Raw genomic sequence first — 15903 nt, forward strand, 5'->3', positions numbered from 1 at the left:
TATAATTACGATGAAAGAACTTTCTATAAGTAAAAAAAAGATAGCCATAATCTTAAGCATTCTATTAATCATAGTTGGCGGTGTTTATTTTTTTTCGCCAAAAAATGAAAAAATACAAATCCTTGAATCTGAACCGATTAAACGTGGAACCGTTTCAAAAATGCTGGAAGCAACAGGCATAATAAAGCCTGAGGTGGGTGCTATTGTCAAAATAGGTTCAAGAACTACCGGAGTTATTGAAAAGATGTTGGTTAAAGTTGGCGATGATGTTAAAAAATCTCAACTTATCGCCGTTATTGATAATCGAGAGCTTGAATCTAACGTTCATGATACCAGAGCACAACTGCGAGTTGCCGAAGCCGAATTAAACAAAATAAAAACCGTTTTCCCTCTTCAAATCGCCGAAGCCCAAGCTAACTTAGACGCCGCTAAAGCTGAATATGATTATAGTAAGCTTACATCAGAACGCACCCAAACTTTAGTGAAAAAAAAATTAGACGCTATTGATAACCTTGATTCCGCCAAACAAAAAGCAAGCACAAGCAAAAGCCTTGTTACCGCACGAGAAGCAACCTTAATGCGTTTAAAAAGCGAATTTGAACAAGAACTTGCAAAAGCAGAAGCAAACGTTAATAAAGCCAAAGCAACTCTTGAAACCGCCGAAATACGCCTTTCATACAGCACAATTTACAGCCCGATTGACGGAGTTGTCAGCGATGTTACGACTCAAGAAGGCGAAACTATCGTTACCGGACTTTCAGTTGCAAACTTGATTACAATTCTTGATCCAAGCCGTCTTGAAATGTGGATTTATATTGACGAAACCGATGTCGGTCAAATTCAAAAAGGTATGACTGTTGAATTTAGGGTTGATTCAGTACCGCAAAAAAAATTCTCCGGATTAATCTCACAAATATATCCCGAACCTGAAATCAAAGATAATATAATTTATTATCGGGCGTTAGTTACTTTAACCCCCGAAGAATCAAGACATTTAAGACCTGAAATGACCACTCACGCCAAGGTTTTGATAGAACAAAAAAAAGACGTGTTGTCTGTTCCAAATAACGCCTTAAAATGGGTCGACGGAAAACAAGTTCTTTTTATAAAAGAAAAAAACGGAAAAATTACAGAGCTAAAACCTGAACTGGGTTTAGTCGGAACAGAACGCAGCGAATTATTGCTTGATCTTCCCGAAGGAACCGAAGTTGCGACAAAGCTTATTTTACCAAAAAGTAAAAAAGATTAATTATCCTTAATAGGTTGATCAAACGACTCTGCTAACCGTAAAACATCTTTAAATTGAAGACCATAAAGCTTATTGAGCAAATCAAGTTTACCGTCTTGAATAAATTTTAAAATAGTTTGATAACCCCAAGCTTTTTTAGAATAATCATTGCTAGTTAAAGCCAGTCTTCCTAAAAAATATGGTATTGTTTCTATCGTTGGCTCACCAAATTTTTTGAGCTGTTCTCCAAAAACAGACTTTAACAGTTCTAAGTCTTTAATTTTCAAAAACTTATCCATTAAAAACGTTTGTTCGAGTTGTTCTCTGGTAACAGTCGCACTATTTCTTGCACAAGCATTTTGCCCGTCTTGTCTATAACGATAAGAAACTAAAATATCTTCAATAAGATAGCAGTTAAAATTTAACAATAATTCAACATGAATACTGTAATCTTGAAATTGAAACAACGCCTGGTTTAACGGCATAATTGTTTCCAAGGCTTTCTTTCTAATCACCATGCCGGGAGAAAACAATACATTATGCAACATAAAACTATCATATAATATTTTATACTTAGAGCGATTTTTGCGTATATATTTTTGTCTGGTCGGCTGATTATGTTCGTCAATTTCCTGCATGCCGCAATATAACACAGCTAATTCAGGATTTTTTTCCAACAACTTTGAAGTAAATTTTAAATGTTTTTTATCTAAAAAATCATCAGTTCCGATAAAAACACAAAATTCACCCTGTGCTACTTTAAAAGCTGTGTTTAAACCGCTGTTTATACCTTGATTGTAAGGGTGTTTTATAAGTTTTATACGCTTGTCGTTAAATTTTTCGACTTCTTTTATGGTATTATCTTGTGAATAATCATCAACAATAATTAATTCAAAATCTTGTTCTATTTGCGTTAAAACACTCTCAATAAAAAATCCGACAAATTGTTCATGGTTATAAGTCGGAGCCAATAAAGAGATTTTAGGTGACTTTATAGGCATTAACCACCTCAACGACAGTTCGCATCTCATCGTCTGAAAGCACGGGACTTATAGGCAGTGAGACCACTTCATTGTGAATTTGTTCTGTTATCGGCAAATTTAGACTATTCCACTCGGCATAAGCTTGTTGTTTATGCGGCGGAATAGGATAATGCACAAGGGTTTGCACGCCTGATTTTTCCAGGTAATCCATAAAGTTTTTTCTGTTTTTTACTCTTACAACAAACACATGCCAAACATGAGTCTCAGGAATCATACAACAAGGCGTTACAATTAAGGGGTTTGTAATATTTTTTTGATAATATGTTGCAATTTTTCGCCTTTTTGCATTATCCGCATCAAGCCCTTTTAATTTAATATTTAAAACCGCCGCCTGAATTTCATCTAATCTTGAGTTAACACCTTGATAAATATTAACATATTTAACATTTGAACCATAATTTGCCAAAGCTTTAAGTTTTAAATATAAGGCTTCGTCGTTTGTAGTAATCGCCCCCCCATCACCGAGACAACCCAAATTTTTACCCGGATAAAATGAAAAACCCGCCGCATCGCCTAAGTTGCCGACTCTTTTATCTTGGTAATATGCTCCGTGTGCTTGAGCGGCATCTTCAATAATTTTCAGATTATATTTTTCCGCAAGCTCCCAAAGTTTTTGCATTTCAACCGCCTGACCATAAAGATGAACAGGCAAGATAGCCTTGGTCTTTGCCGTAATCTTTTCTTCTATCAGGTTTGGATTAATATTATAAGTAGCGGGGTCAGGTTCAACCAATACGGGCGTACAACCATTTTGAGATATCGCCAAAATACTTGCAATATAAGTGTTTGCGGGAACAATAATCTCATCACCGCCACCAAAACCATAGGCTTTAATGATTAAATTTAAGGCATCTAACCCGTTAGCAACCCCAAGAGCATATTTTGTTCCACAATAACTAGAAAAATTTGTACAAAACTCTTCGTTGTGCTTACCCAACAAATACCAACCAGAGTCTAAAATTTCTTTTATGCCTGCTTCAATTTCAGCTTGGTAAGGTTTATTAACGGCGTGCAAATCTAAAAATTTAATCATAATAATGACTATTCCTTATCTCTTTTGATTTCTCTTGCGGGGTTGCCAACAACAGTAGTATTCGCCGGAACATTTTTTGTAACTACCGCCCCTGCTCCCACCATAGCGTTTTCACCAATTACAATACCCGGTAATATCGTGGCGTTCGCTCCAAGAGATGCCCCTTTTTTTATTATTGTCTTTAAAAATTCTTGAGGGTAAACTTTTGAATGTGGAAACTTATCATTAGAAAAAGTTACATTTGGTCCTATAAAAACATTATCTTCAATAGTAATTCCGTCCCAGATTTGTACCCCAGATTTAATGGTAACATTATTGCCAATCACAACGTCATTTTCAATAAAACAGTTAGCACAAATATTGTTATTTTCACCAATTACGGCACCAGACAACACAACACAAAATTGCCAAATCTGAGTATTTTTGCCGATATTGGGGCTTTGCACGTCTGCAAGATGATGAATTTTCATGGCATTAACCCTTACAAATTTTCCGCATACCATTTTGCAGCAAGCGCCAAACCGTCTTCAACACTATACTCAGCCATATAACCCAACGCATTTTGTGCTTTACTAATATCAGCAACAGAATGTCTTATGTCTCCCGAGCGATATTCCCTATGCACTGCTTGTGCGGTTTGTGCCTTTTGATTATAGGCCACAACCTCTTTTTTTATCATTTCAAACAATTCATTCAAGTTTGTACTACGCCCCAAAGCAATATTATAGACCGTATTAAAGGCGTTATTATTCTCTGTACACGCCGCTAAAATATTGGCTTGAATCACATTGTCAACATAACAAAAATCACGAGTATTTTCACCATCGCCATTAATATAAACAGTTTCGTTTTTTAACAAAGCACTAAACCAACAAGGAATAACCGCCGCATACGCCCCTTTTGGGTCTTGGCGTTTTCCAAAAATATTAAAATAACGCAAGCCAATACTCTTAAACCCATAAGCATCAGCAAAAACAGCCGCATAAAGTTCATTTACATATTTTGTTAAAGCATAAGGGGAAAGGGGTTTTCCAATTAGCTCTTCTTTTTTAGGAAGAGTTGGCTCATCACCATAAGTCGCACTAGAAGCCGCATAAACAAAGTTTTTAACCTTAGCGTCTCTGGCGGCAACAAGCATATTTAAAAAACCTGTAATATTACAATCGTTAGCAAGCAAAGGGTCATCAATAGAGTGAGGAACAGACCCCAAAGCCGCATGGTGTAAAACATAATCAACACCAACACAAAGTTCATGGCAACTCTTTAAATCTCGGATATCCGCTTTGAGAAATTTAAAGTTTTTTTGTTGTTGAGGGCTAAGTTCACTTAAAGCCATATCTAAATTACGCTGATAACCCGTACTAAAGTTATCAAACCCGACAACACGTTGGTCAAGTTTCAACAAGGCTTCTAAAAGATTAGAACCAATAAATCCGGCAACACCGGTAATAAGCCAAGTTTTGGGTTGTTTTTTTAAAGTGTCTTTAACTTGCTGATAATTTTGCATATATACTCACTAACTTGATAGAGATTTTTTCTGAAATAAGACCACTGCAAACCTGAGTTTTGCATTATTTTATCATCTTTTTATACTAGTTTCTTTCTGGCGAAAGCCACTTTGAGACTAGTTAGCAACAGTATCAAAATTTATTACTTTAAATCTATCGCTAAATATCTTCTGTTTTTTAATAATATAATATTCATATCTAATCAATCAACATAAAAAAGTGTTTTTTTGCCTTATACTTTACAAGCTAAAGAAAAAGCAAAAAAACACTCTTCAATTATGATGTTAACTAAATAAAAATAACGAAATTACTTCATTTGTTTTAATAAAGTTTCTTTAATACTATCTATGCTACCTTCGCCATTAAGTTGTATAAACGTACTTTTACCTTTATTAGCAAGGTCTTTAAAGAAATTAACGGCGGCCAAAGTACCTTCTTTGGTATCATAATAAATATCATGACGCTTATTGATAGCACCTTCATCTTGGTCATCAGCACGTGTTTTTAAATCGCCACCACAAACACGGCATTTATCACCATTAGGCTTAATTGCATCAATAAAAATATTATTTGGGTGGTTATTATCATTAACACACAAACGACGACCCATAATACGCTTTTTGGCAATTTCACGAGGCAAAAGTATTTCTATTGTGTAATCAAGCTTCATATTGGCAGATTCCAAAGCTTCCCATAACTTTTTCGCTTGAACTATATTACGCGGAAAACCATCAAGCAACCAACCGTTTGCACCTTTGGTTTTTAGAGTTTCTAAAACCATGGGGATAGTAATATCATCAGGCACTAAATCTCCACGATCAATATAGGCTTTGGCTTTTTTACCAAGCTCTGTTCCACCACCTATATGTTCACGGAAAATAGCACCGGATTCAATGTGTGCAAGATTGTATTTTTGTTTTACCAAAGAACCTTGCGTTCCCTTACCACTGCCGTTGGGTCCAAAAATAAGTACGTTCACCTTAAAGCCTCCAAGTTATAATTTTCACTAACAACAACTATAAGCTTGTTAATATAGCGTTGTCAACACAAAGAAAAAACAATAACCAGCCAATATTATTCAAAAACTTTTTGAAAGACTTAAAATTATTTTATTTTGTTAAAACAGAGGCTTTATTAATTATAACCGGTTCAACGGGAACGTTTTGATGTCCCATCAAGTTTCTTGTCCCTACTTTTTTAATTTTATCAATAACTTTTTTACCGTCAACAACTTTACCAAAAACGGCATATCCCCAACCGGAAGAAGTTTCTGATTTAAAATTTAAAAAATCATTGTCAACAGTGTTAATAAAAAACTGTGCAGTGGCAGAGTGCGGAGCATTAGTTCTCGCCATGGCTATAGTATAGGCGTTATTACCAAGCCCGTTGTTTGCTTCGTTTTTAACAGGGGGAGTGGTTTCTTTTTGTCTCATATCAGTAGTAAAACCACCGCCTTGAATCATAAACTTTTCGATAACTCTATGAAAAATAGTGCCGTTATAAAACCCACTGTTTACATATTGCAAAAAGTTTTCCACAGTAAGCGGAGCTTTATCGGGATAAAGTTCAACCACAAAATCACCCATAGAAGTTTCAAACTTTACCCTTGGATTATCAGCCGCCAAGGCGAAACCAAAACTAAAAAATACAAGCAATAACCCACAGATTAAAGCATTTAAAATAAAACTTTTCCCCTTCATAACCACTCCTAAAAACTCAAAATTATATTTTATAACTACAATAAAAACATATATTACGCAATAGGCTTTTACATTAAAGCTAAAAAGTACAAACTTTATTAAACGCTATTTTAAATAAAAAATAAACTTGCATATTTTCTTTAAATGACGTTATTTAAAAAAACCAACTTTAAGCGGAGAACAATCTAAAAATTAGTAAACCTTAAACCAAAAGGGTCATGTATGCTCGCAACAATCACAGGATATGTTAAAGAACTAAACGACATAGTTTGGGGACCTATTATGCTTGCTCTATTACTTGGAACAGGCTTTTATTTAACTCTCGGTTTACGCTTTTTAACGTTACTCAGGCTGTCCAGTGCCTTTAGACTCTTATGGCACGGAAGAAAAGCCAAACAAAGTGAAGAAGGCGAATTAAGCCCTTTTAACGCCCTTATGACCGCCCTTGCGGCAACTATCGGAACAGGAAACATAGTTGGCGTTGCCACAGCGATATATTTAGGTGGTCCGGGGGCTTTATTTTGGATGTGGTGTACCGCTCTCGTCGGTATGGCAACAAAATTTAGCGAAATTACACTTGCCGTTCACTATCGAGAAGTTTCCGATAAAGGAAGCTACGTCGGCGGCCCTATGTATTATATTAAAAATGGCTTAGGTGCTAACTGGAAATGGCTCGGAACTTTATTTGCATTTTTTGGTGCTATCGCAGGTTTCGGAATAGGAAATACCGTACAAGCAAACTCTATTGCGGCAGCTTTAAAATCGACTTATGCGATACCTGAATACGCAACTGCCGCCATACTAGTTGTTTTGGTTGCCTCTGTACTTTTAGGCGGAATCAAGCGTATTGGAGATGTTGCGGGAAAAGTTGTTCCATTTATGGCAATTTTTTATATTTCCTCTGCTCTTTTAGCTCTTGCATTTATGTATGATAAAATTCCCGGTGCCTTTGCCACTATTTTTGATAGTGCCTTTAACGGAACAGCTGTTACCGGCGGATTTGTTGGTTCAACAATGATTATGGCGATACGCTACGGCGTTGCACGTGGTGTTTTTTCTAACGAAGCCGGTTTGGGAAGTGCCCCTATCGCTCACGCAACAGCAATCACGTCTAACCCTGTACGCCAAGCCTTAATCGGTATGCTCGGAACTTTTTTAGATACTATCGTTGTTTGTACAATGACAGGATTGGTAATTGTCGCCAGTGGCGTTTGGGAAATTGGAACAATTAAAGGTGCGGAACTTACCACTCGTGCATTTTCTACTACCCTACCTGTTTTAGGATCACATATCGTTACGATAGGTTTAGCCCTTTTTGCTTTTACTACAATTTTAGGTTGGAGCGTTTATAGCGAGCGTTGTGTTATTTATCTTTTTGGAGATAAAATGGCAATAGTTTATCGTATTATATACACAATAATTGTTCCGCTTGGAGCAGTCGCCAGCCTTGATTTTGTATGGCTTATTTCTGATACCTTTAACGCATTAATGGCGATACCAAACTTAATTGCCTTATTAATGTTAAGCCCGGTCGTCTTTAGATTAGCCCAAGAACGTATTACAGAAGCAGTAAATTATAAAAAAGATTAACTGTTTCAGGAGCAAAAATGGCGAGCTTCAGACAACTAAAAACTAATTGGAAGACCTTAATTTTAAACGGTCAACAAGAAGAAGTATTGAAACAAGCTTTAGCCTTAGAAGGGCGTGAAGCCATAGCTCCGCTTATTTCATTCTTTTGTCATGACGGCACCGTAAAATGGTACAGTATAAACATTTTTGGTGCCGTTGTGGCTCAATTAGCGGCAAAAGACATAGACACAGCACGCATCGTCATGCGTCAGTTAATGTGGCAGTTAAACGAAGAATCGGGCAACTTAGGTTGGGGCATTCCCGAAGCCTTTGCCTCTGTTTTATCAAATACAGCCTCGCAAAGTAAACACTGGGAGCTGGGTAAATTCAGCACAAAAGAAAAAGAACAGTCTGCAAAATTAGCACATGAATATGCCAAGCTCTTACACTCTTATATTTTAGATACGGGAAGTGAAGATAATTTTTGCGAACACGCCCCCCTACGCCAAGGAGCATTTTGGGGTAACGGACGTTTTTGCTCGGCGTATCCTTCTTTAGCAAAAAAGTGTTTAGCTAGTTTAATCGCAGGCTTAAAAGATGAAGATTATACTTGTCGTCTTTTTGCACTCTGGGCGTTAATTCAAGCAAAGGCGGTTTTCGATTTAAACGCAACAGAAAATAATGAAATACATAACGCCTTGTTGTTGTTTAAAAAAGAAAATCACACAGCACTAGAAAGTAATTCTATTCATATTACTTTGCTTGATGCACCCAATTGGACTCAAATAACAGAGTATAATGCTCAAGAATTATTAACAACAAGACTAAAAGTTTAGCTAGGTAAAAAAATAAGCTTTTTCATTTATATATTATCAGTCATTATCACTTGCTTGTTGTGTTCCTGGAAAATCTATCCCTCTGAGAGTAACTGAATCCATAACCTTACACGCTAATTCTGTAGTATATTTTTGAGCTTGTTTGAGCCATTCTATATCTATATTAGTATCAAAAGCTTCCAGTCCTTTCTTCTTCTTAAAATATAATGGTAGCGACTTATCCAATGAGTCAGATGGTCTCCATGAACCATGACATAAAACATTGCGTATTTCTGATGCTTTTTTGATTTCTTGCACTAACTCATCTGAATAATTGTAGCCTTCTTTGTTGGGAATATTACGATGAGCCTTACCAAAAATTTCTGCAAGGCTGTAAAGTTGGCTAGTTAAATCTTTTTCAATTTTATTTGCCCAATTTACAAGTTCTATATTGATTTCATCTTCATTTCTTTTTATTCCATCATGATTAAGCTTATTAACCCTCTTACTGCCAGTAAGGTTGAAAATAGCTCTTTTTAAGACTTCCTCAAGAAAACCAAATGTAGCAACAGCTCGTCCAAGATGTTCCCAAAACTCTGATGACTGCTGATGAGTTGGATAATATTCAGGCAAGAGGTTTCGATCTACTCCCATATTCACAATCTCCTTTTATTCCCTTACGCTTAATCAGCGTCAGGAATTCGCATAAACTGAGTTAAAATCAATGACGCTATAGCAAAGCCGACTCCCATATAAAATGGCAATCTAAAATCATACATCCAAAGCATTCCACCGACAAACGGCACAATTACCGCCGCAATATGGTTAAGAGTAACGCTAAAAGACATAGTCGGTGCAATATCTTCGGGGTGAGCAATTTTTTGAAAATAAGTACGAATATTTAAAGTAAAGTTAAAGAAAAACTGCTCACTAATATATAAAGCAACAATAATCCAAATATTTGAGATTTCTGTATAAGCGAAAAAAATCAAACTCAAACAAACATATTTAATTGTTAAAAGTTTTCGCTCGCCAATGCTATTAATCATACGCCCGACTAAAGGGTTTAAAAACCAGTTAATTAAGTTATTAATTAAAAAGAGTAAGGCAATATCTCGCACGGTAAAATTAAAATTTTTAACTAAAAGTAACAGAGAGAATACAACAAACATTTGCCTTCTCGCCCCGGAACAAATAGTTAACAAATAAAATAACCAATAACGTGCTTTTATAACTACGCCTCTGCGTTGAACAGGCAAGGCAACGACAGTTTTAGGACGAAAATAAAACGCAACGGCAATACCGATTAAAGCCAAGCCGCCTGCCAAATGAAAATTTTGTTTATAAGAAAAAAAATCACCCGCAATAAAGATACAAAGTCCCACAACAAAGTTTCCGCAAGCGTTGGCACTACGCAACAAACCCATAACAATCGGGGCTTCTGTTTTACTAAAATATTGTAAAGTTAAAGACTGATTTGTTCCTTCAAAATAATGAAAACCAAAAGAAGCAATAAGACAAGTAATGATTAAACCCGATAGTGTAGGAAAATATCCGGTTAATGACACCCCAATCGCACTAATAAGAGCCGCAAAAAATACTAACTTTTCTTCTTTTACAAATAATAAAAGAAGTACAACCCCAACGGTCAAAAGCCCCGGTAATTCACGCACAGATTGTAACAAGCCGTTTTGAGCGGGCGTTAAACCAACGGCATCAATAGAAAAGTTTACTATTAAAGTTGACCAACCCTGAAAGCCGATCGCAACACTCATACTTAACAAGATGAGGTAAATAAACATTTCTTTGTTTTTTATATTTTTTACGACTTCTAAAAACATTATCCACCTGATTTATTTAAAAGAATTATGAAAGGTCCGATAATAAACCTTAGAAGTTGAAATGTAAATTGCTAAGTGTAATAAAACTTAAAAACGTGTTTTAAATCTTTTTCCCAATAACAATAAAGATAAATAATGAGGTGGTGTGTTTAAGTTTTTCAAAGTTTCAAGGTCTGATTCTACTTTTTGATCAGAAAAACCTAAACGAGACACAAAAACACTGTCTTTTCGTTGGGTTAAACCTGTCTGATCCTGTATACTCTCTCTTTTTTCTTCTATAGTTTCAAGCAAAGTCGGTAAGTTTTTATAAGCCTTTAAGATAGCTGAATTATCCGCAATAGCTAAAGCCTCTTGCAACTTTTCTCGTTCATTGATCCCCGAAAGTAAAAGAAAATTCTCGCCCGCCGAACAAAGCATTGTTTTACTCACCGCCGCCGCTTCTTGAAATGAAGTAATCCCCGGCTCAATAACAAGTTCAAGCTCAGGCAATATTTTCAGTATTTCAGTCAATAAATAACCAAAAGTGCTAAAAATTAAAGGGTCTCCCAAGGTTAAAAAGGCAACATTCTTACCCTTTTTCAAAATCTCAACGCTATGGCGCGCATTTTCTTCCCAAGCTTTTTGTAATTCCAACTTATCTCTGGTCATAGGAAAGTTTAAACGCAAAATTTCAATATGTTCCGACAAGTGTGGTTTTGCAATTTCGTAAGCGATGGAATAATCATTTTTTGACGAGGCGGCCGCTAAAATTACATCGACCTTGGAAAGAGTCTTAACAGCTCTTAAAGTTAAAAGTTCAGGGTCTCCGGGACCAACGCCAACTCCATATAATATACCTAATTTATTCATTTTATACTCTTAATTGTTTCAGATAGTTCAGGATGTAAAAAGATTGCCAGTTCAAAGACGGCATCAATACTAGCTAAACTCGGGTGAGAATAAGCCAAAGAATTTACCACCAAAGTTTTACTTTTGTTCAAAGCTTTTAAAACAGGACGCTCAGACAAGGAAACAGGCTCTTGATACATCGCACCTTGTTGCATAATAACAAGCTCTGGGTCAAGCATTAAAAGCGTCTCTTCATCAAGTTTAACCAAGCGTTGCGAATAAGTTTCTAAAACATTACGCCCGCCCGCTCTGGAAATAATTTCATGTTGCAATGAGTTTTTCCCTGCTCCCAATAAATTTGGATAACGCAGCTCAACAAAAACCCTTGGCTTAAGCGAAAGACTGTATTTTTTTAATACATCGTCAAGTAAAGCTAATTTATTCCGCAACTTATAAGCAATATACGCCCCAAGATTTTTACTTGTTTCAAGTTCATCTAAAGATTCGGTAGAAAGATTTAACCGACATAAACTATCTAATTCGTTAGCGGACATTTTTGCATCTGACAAAATAGCCAATTGTTTTAAGCTTGTAAAAATATCTTCAAAAGTTTCAAGTTTAAAAACAGCAACATTCAAACCAAAGCCTCTTAATTGTTTAACAATTTGTTTACTTTCCGGACGCTCTGAATAAAGTTGTAAAACAAGATCAGGGTTTAAGGCAATAATTTGTTCAAAATTCGGGTGCATGTGCGTCCCGATACTTGGTAAGTTTTTTAACTCCATACTTGTTGTATCTGTTCTATTTATCACGCAATTCATCTTATTTAACGGACGTAACAAAGATTCAAAACCCGCATATAAAATAACTATTTTTTGAGCAGGCTTATTTAAAATAACCTGAGTTTGAGTTGCATCAACAATAGTGAATTGATTATTTATATCGCCTAGTTGGATATTTTTCTCTTCTGCTTGAGCGGAACAGACAAACATAACAAACAAGAATACACTGCAATAATAACAAATTCCTTTTATTTTAATCATTATCAACTCCGTCGCCACTATTATTAATGACAGAACTGGGCAAAAACGAAAGTTGGGGCTTACCTTGAGAGTTATAAAATATTTCCACGTTCACTTTATATATTTCGGCAAAAACAGCCGAATTAAATAAACTTTCAGTACGACCAAAATATTTTATGCTTCCGTCTTGTATAAAAATCAGACGATCGCAATAAAGTGCGGCGAGGTTAATATCATGTATAGCCGCCAAAATACTCGCACCTTTCTTCTTTTTTTGCTCTAAGATATTAAAAATATTAATACTGTGATTAATATCCAAAGAGCTACTTACTTCGTCCAACAAAATAAGCGGAGTTTGTTTTGCCAAAATTTGAGCCAAAAAAGAAAGTTGTAACTCGCCGCCTGAAAGTTCGGACATTTTTTTGCTTTGTAATTTTTCAATTCCGCATTCTTTCAAACTTTCCAAAACAATCTCATAATCTTCTTGACTATAATCAGCCCACAAACCACCGTTTGCATAACGCCCCATTAAAACAAATTCCGCAACACTCAAACTCGGCACATAAGTATTTTTTTGATTTAAACAAGCGATTAAACGAGACTTTTCTTTGGTGCTAAGAGCTGATAATTCCAGCTTTGTTGATAAATCTTGTGTTTGTTTATTAGCAATCTCGCTCTCTTTAAAAACATTTTGAACGGGAGATACAAAAACTTTGCCAGCGTTTAAAGCCAAAGAACCAACTAAAGCAAATAACAAAGAGCTTTTACCTGCTCCGTTTGGACCAAGCAAACCCACAATTTCTCCGGAAAACAACTCAAGAGAAACGCCTTTTAACACCGAACTTTGAGCGTTTACACCCTTGTTATTTGTATAGCTTAGATATAAATCTTCCGCTTTTAAAAGAATATTTTTATTCATATCTATACTTTAAAATCCAACAAAAAAAAGGAACACCGATTAAAGCCGTTACAACTCCAACAGGTAAATCAACCCCGCTTAAATTGTTAAAACCCAAATAAACACCAAAGCTTAACAACCTTCTAGCTAAAACATCTGCCCAAAGAAGCAACAAACCGCCAATTAAAGCGGTAGGTAAAATTAACTTTGAAGGCAAAACACTATAACCCAAGCGTAAAAACAAAAGTCTCACAAAATGAGGCACCAATAAACCGACAAATCCGATAATACCTGCTACGGAAACCGTCGCCGCACTCAAAGCACTCGCCCCTAAAATTAAAACTAAACGAATACTGCGAGTAGAAACTCCAAGCTGTGTTGCCTGAATATTTCCCAAACTTAAAAGATCAAGCGGACGTTTAAAAAGATAAATCAAAACAAAACCCAAAACACTTAAAGGCAACATAAGTTGAAATTCCGTCCAACTTTTTCCTTGAAAACTGCCCATAATCCAGAAAACAATCCCGGGAACGGCATCTTCATTTAAGGCTTTGAGCAAAGAAATCAAAGCAGCTAAAAAACTTGAACAAATTACTCCGGCTAAAATTAAAGTTTCCGAAGCTAAAGACCGAGCTTTTTTTTGAGTATTAAACGCAATAAAAAATACAAAGATTAAAGCCAATAAAGCTCCGAATAACGCCATAAAGCTCAACAAAGGAACTTGCACCCCGAAAACATAAACAAAAACAGGCAACCCCAAAACCAACGCTAAAACAGCTCCAAACGCTGAGCCGCTTGCAACGCCAAGGGTAAAAGCATCAGCCAAAGGGTTTTGTAAAACATTTTGCAAAATCAAACCGGCTACTCCAAGAGCCGCCCCGCCAAAAAACGCAAGCACAGCCCTCGCAAAACGTAAATTTAAAATGACCAAAGAATGTGTTTTATCGGTATTTTCGCCACTAAACACACTAAAAAAAACACCTAAAACCTGATTAAAGCTAAGTTCCATAACCCCACTCATACAAGCCAAAACAAAAGAAACCAAAATAAGCAATAGAAGACTAAACCAAAAAGTTTTAGCTATTGATTTTGGTAAAGATAAATTGAATGTTTGAGTGGAGTTTAACATATGGAAAAATATATTTTTTAATAGATTGAAATTATTTATATTCTAAACAAGTATCTAAACTTATTACAAAACAATATCTTAATTTTTTTCATCATAATTTTATAATAAAAATCGCTTTAAGATTAACCTTTCGTTTTTTCTAGTTGGTTTTTGTTGACCGCATAACAGCAACAAGTTTCTCAGCAAAAAGTTTTAATACGGTTCTACGTTCAAACAAGGATTTTTTAACGCTAACACACTGGTAACCTTTAGCATTTAACTGAGCAAACAAAGATTCAGCCGAGTCATGAGCTTTATCCATTCCGCCTATATCATTTAAAACATGATCACCAATCACTGTCATGAGTGGCACTAAACGTACTTTTTTCGCTTTCATTTTTTCTAAAAAAACTAAAGCGGAGTCAAAACTTGGCTCTGACTCAAGCGACACTACATAATAGTTAGGAGCTAAATTCCATAATGCACCCTGCAATGCTAATAAACTTAAACTAGCACCATCGGCTTTTCCGCCATGCCCCACAAACAAAACGACTTCATCTTGACTGGCTTTTTCTTCTGTAATTAATACTTGAGCAAGTTTTTGGGCATCTTCGGCACTAGCAATTAACGGGCTGGAAATATACACTTTTTTTATCCCTTTAGGTAAACCCTCAAACGCTTGAGAAATTTTTTGCACATCATTAAATTCTTGCCCCGCACTCACATGTAAGGACTGGATATATATTTGTTTTACCCCTTGAACAGTAGACGAAGCCAAAACTTGTTCTAAACTTTGGGCTTTTTGCTCTCTACCTTCCGGGCTATTTAAAAAAAAGCGAGAAGTAAACGCAGTTCTAACAACCGCATACTTCATTTGTGATTCGCGATTCAATATTTCATTTAATTCGTCAATTGCTTTTTGATAAGTCATAGAGGCGGACGGCACAGCAGAACCAAAACCAACCAAAATCACAGTATCAGGCACAACTGGCTTATTTGCCATACACGGATTGACAGCTATCAGACTAAAGATAAAAAATAACAAACAACAAACTGTTTTAGATATTTTTTTCGACAAACAATACATAAAACTCTCCCATAACTATTTTGAATAATTACGCAAATTAGGGCTGATTTTTTTGCACAAAAAAAGTCTTTTTACCCAAAGCTCATAAGCTTTAAAAGGCAAAAAGACTCCGTATTACGTCTTTAATAGCTATTTCTCACTTTTCACGACAATTAGCCCGTTGTCTGAAAAGAATGATAAATATACTGTAATTTTTTAGAGTTATCTTTATTCAAACAAAAAA

At 35.7% G+C, this 15903-nt stretch carries 16 protein-coding genes; 3 read left to right on the forward strand and 13 right to left on the reverse strand.

Going from position 1 to position 15903, the window contains the following annotated elements:
* Positions 1-10: 10 nt before the first annotated feature.
* Positions 11-1249 (forward strand): efflux RND transporter periplasmic adaptor subunit, encoded by a 1239-nt coding sequence (locus BT999_RS02545; protein WP_072696197.1) that lies wholly within the window; start codon positions 11-13, stop codon positions 1247-1249.
* On the opposite strand, the gene BT999_RS02550 is transcribed toward BT999_RS02545, so the two are convergent.
* The 6 genes from BT999_RS02550 to BT999_RS02575 all read right to left on the reverse strand — a co-directional run bounded on the left by BT999_RS02550 (position 1246) and on the right by BT999_RS02575 (position 6512).
* The gene (locus BT999_RS02550; protein ID WP_072696199.1) at positions 1246-2229 is read right to left on the reverse strand and encodes a glycosyltransferase family 2 protein; all 984 of its coding nucleotides are present in this window, start codon (positions 2227-2229) and stop codon (positions 1246-1248) included. The genes BT999_RS02545 and BT999_RS02550 overlap by 4 nt on opposite strands.
* On the reverse strand, positions 2210-3304 hold the full coding sequence (locus BT999_RS02555; RefSeq protein WP_072696201.1) for a DegT/DnrJ/EryC1/StrS family aminotransferase: 1095 nt from the start codon (positions 3302-3304) through the stop codon (positions 2210-2212). The genes BT999_RS02550 and BT999_RS02555 overlap by 20 nt, the downstream gene beginning before the upstream one ends.
* A gap of 8 nt (positions 3305-3312) precedes the next feature.
* A complete protein-coding gene (locus BT999_RS02560; RefSeq protein WP_072696203.1) occupies positions 3313-3774 on the reverse strand; it encodes an acyltransferase in 462 nt (153 codons plus the stop codon).
* 11 nt (positions 3775-3785) lie between these two features.
* Positions 3786-4811, reverse strand: coding sequence for an SDR family oxidoreductase (locus tag BT999_RS02565; protein WP_072696205.1), 1026 nt, complete (start codon positions 4809-4811; stop codon positions 3786-3788).
* A 308-nt stretch (positions 4812-5119) separates the two neighbouring features.
* Entirely contained in the window at positions 5120-5791 is a 672-nt protein-coding gene (locus BT999_RS02570; RefSeq protein ID WP_072696207.1) for an adenylate kinase, read from the reverse strand.
* A 130-nt stretch (positions 5792-5921) separates the two neighbouring features.
* Entirely contained in the window at positions 5922-6512 is a 591-nt protein-coding gene (locus BT999_RS02575; protein WP_072696209.1) for a peptidylprolyl isomerase, read from the reverse strand.
* A gap of 222 nt (positions 6513-6734) precedes the next feature.
* Between BT999_RS02575 and BT999_RS02580 the strand changes: the two genes are divergently transcribed.
* Together BT999_RS02580 and BT999_RS02585 are read left to right on the forward strand one after the other, a co-directional pair.
* Complete coding sequence (locus tag BT999_RS02580; protein WP_072696211.1) at positions 6735-8102, forward strand: alanine/glycine:cation symporter family protein; 1368 nt, start codon at positions 6735-6737, stop codon at positions 8100-8102.
* Positions 8103-8119: 17 nt separating this feature from the next.
* Positions 8120-8917: a DVU0298 family protein gene (locus BT999_RS02585; RefSeq protein WP_072696213.1), complete on the forward strand. Its 798-nt coding sequence runs from the start codon at positions 8120-8122 to the stop codon at positions 8915-8917.
* A 36-nt stretch (positions 8918-8953) separates the two neighbouring features.
* Here BT999_RS02585 and BT999_RS02590 read toward each other — a convergent pair whose 3' ends face one another.
* The 7 genes from BT999_RS02590 to BT999_RS02620 form a co-directional block, all read right to left on the reverse strand.
* The gene (locus tag BT999_RS02590; RefSeq protein WP_072696215.1) at positions 8954-9550 is read right to left on the reverse strand and encodes a hypothetical protein; all 597 of its coding nucleotides are present in this window, start codon (positions 9548-9550) and stop codon (positions 8954-8956) included.
* Between the two features lie 29 nt (positions 9551-9579).
* Positions 9580-10737: an MFS transporter gene (locus tag BT999_RS02595; protein ID WP_072696217.1), complete on the reverse strand. Its 1158-nt coding sequence runs from the start codon at positions 10735-10737 to the stop codon at positions 9580-9582.
* A gap of 87 nt (positions 10738-10824) precedes the next feature.
* Positions 10825-11586 carry a precorrin-2 C(20)-methyltransferase gene (cobI, locus tag BT999_RS02600; RefSeq protein ID WP_072696219.1) on the reverse strand — a complete coding sequence of 254 codons (762 nt, stop codon included), beginning with the start codon at positions 11584-11586 and terminating at the stop codon, positions 10825-10827.
* Complete coding sequence (locus tag BT999_RS02605; protein ID WP_072696221.1) at positions 11583-12608, reverse strand: ABC transporter substrate-binding protein; 1026 nt, start codon at positions 12606-12608, stop codon at positions 11583-11585. Before BT999_RS02605 ends, cobI begins: the two co-directional genes overlap by 4 nt.
* A complete protein-coding gene (locus BT999_RS02610) occupies positions 12601-13506 on the reverse strand; it encodes an ABC transporter ATP-binding protein (protein WP_072696222.1) in 906 nt (301 codons plus the stop codon). The genes BT999_RS02605 and BT999_RS02610 overlap by 8 nt, the downstream gene beginning before the upstream one ends.
* Complete coding sequence (locus tag BT999_RS02615; protein ID WP_084650562.1) at positions 13499-14614, reverse strand: FecCD family ABC transporter permease; 1116 nt, start codon at positions 14612-14614, stop codon at positions 13499-13501. The genes BT999_RS02610 and BT999_RS02615 overlap by 8 nt, the downstream gene beginning before the upstream one ends.
* Positions 14615-14753: 139 nt before the next feature.
* A complete protein-coding gene (locus BT999_RS02620) occupies positions 14754-15596 on the reverse strand; it encodes a sirohydrochlorin cobaltochelatase (protein ID WP_178139301.1) in 843 nt (280 codons plus the stop codon).
* Positions 15597-15903 lie beyond the last annotated feature (307 nt).

This window comes from Desulfovibrio litoralis DSM 11393 (genome assembly GCF_900143255.1).
Lineage (GTDB): Bacteria > Desulfobacterota > Desulfovibrionia > Desulfovibrionales > Desulfovibrionaceae > Frigididesulfovibrio_A > Frigididesulfovibrio_A litoralis.

What these genes read in the sequence shown, in the direction of transcription:
- BT999_RS02595 (WP_072696217.1), bottom strand. Translation starts at nt 10,737, where the DNA reads ATGTTTTTAGAAGTCGTAAAAAATATAAAAAACAAAGAAATGTTTATT.
- BT999_RS02550 (WP_072696199.1), bottom strand. Translation starts at nt 2,229, where the DNA reads ATGCCTATAAAGTCACCTAAAATCTCTTTATTGGCTCCGACTTATAAC.
- BT999_RS02585 (WP_072696213.1), top strand. Translation starts at nt 8,120, where the DNA reads ATGGCGAGCTTCAGACAACTAAAAACTAATTGGAAGACCTTAATTTTA.
- BT999_RS02590 (WP_072696215.1), bottom strand. Translation starts at nt 9,550, where the DNA reads ATGGGAGTAGATCGAAACCTCTTGCCTGAATATTATCCAACTCATCAG.
- BT999_RS02560 (WP_072696203.1), bottom strand. Translation starts at nt 3,774, where the DNA reads ATGAAAATTCATCATCTTGCAGACGTGCAAAGCCCCAATATCGGCAAA.
- BT999_RS02575 (WP_072696209.1), bottom strand. Translation starts at nt 6,512, where the DNA reads ATGAAGGGGAAAAGTTTTATTTTAAATGCTTTAATCTGTGGGTTATTG.
- BT999_RS02605 (WP_072696221.1), bottom strand. Translation starts at nt 12,608, where the DNA reads ATGATTAAAATAAAAGGAATTTGTTATTATTGCAGTGTATTCTTGTTT.
- BT999_RS02615 (WP_084650562.1), bottom strand. Translation starts at nt 14,614, where the DNA reads ATGTTAAACTCCACTCAAACATTCAATTTATCTTTACCAAAATCAATA.
- BT999_RS02565 (WP_072696205.1), bottom strand. Translation starts at nt 4,811, where the DNA reads ATGCAAAATTATCAGCAAGTTAAAGACACTTTAAAAAAACAACCCAAA.
- BT999_RS02545 (WP_072696197.1), top strand. Translation starts at nt 11, where the DNA reads ATGAAAGAACTTTCTATAAGTAAAAAAAAGATAGCCATAATCTTAAGC.
- BT999_RS02620 (WP_178139301.1), bottom strand. Translation starts at nt 15,596, where the DNA reads ATGGCAAATAAGCCAGTTGTGCCTGATACTGTGATTTTGGTTGGTTTT.
- cobI (WP_072696219.1), bottom strand. Translation starts at nt 11,586, where the DNA reads ATGAATAAATTAGGTATATTATATGGAGTTGGCGTTGGTCCCGGAGAC.
- BT999_RS02555 (WP_072696201.1), bottom strand. Translation starts at nt 3,304, where the DNA reads ATGATTAAATTTTTAGATTTGCACGCCGTTAATAAACCTTACCAAGCT.
- BT999_RS02610 (WP_072696222.1), bottom strand. Translation starts at nt 13,506, where the DNA reads ATGAATAAAAATATTCTTTTAAAAGCGGAAGATTTATATCTAAGCTAT.
- BT999_RS02580 (WP_072696211.1), top strand. Translation starts at nt 6,735, where the DNA reads ATGCTCGCAACAATCACAGGATATGTTAAAGAACTAAACGACATAGTT.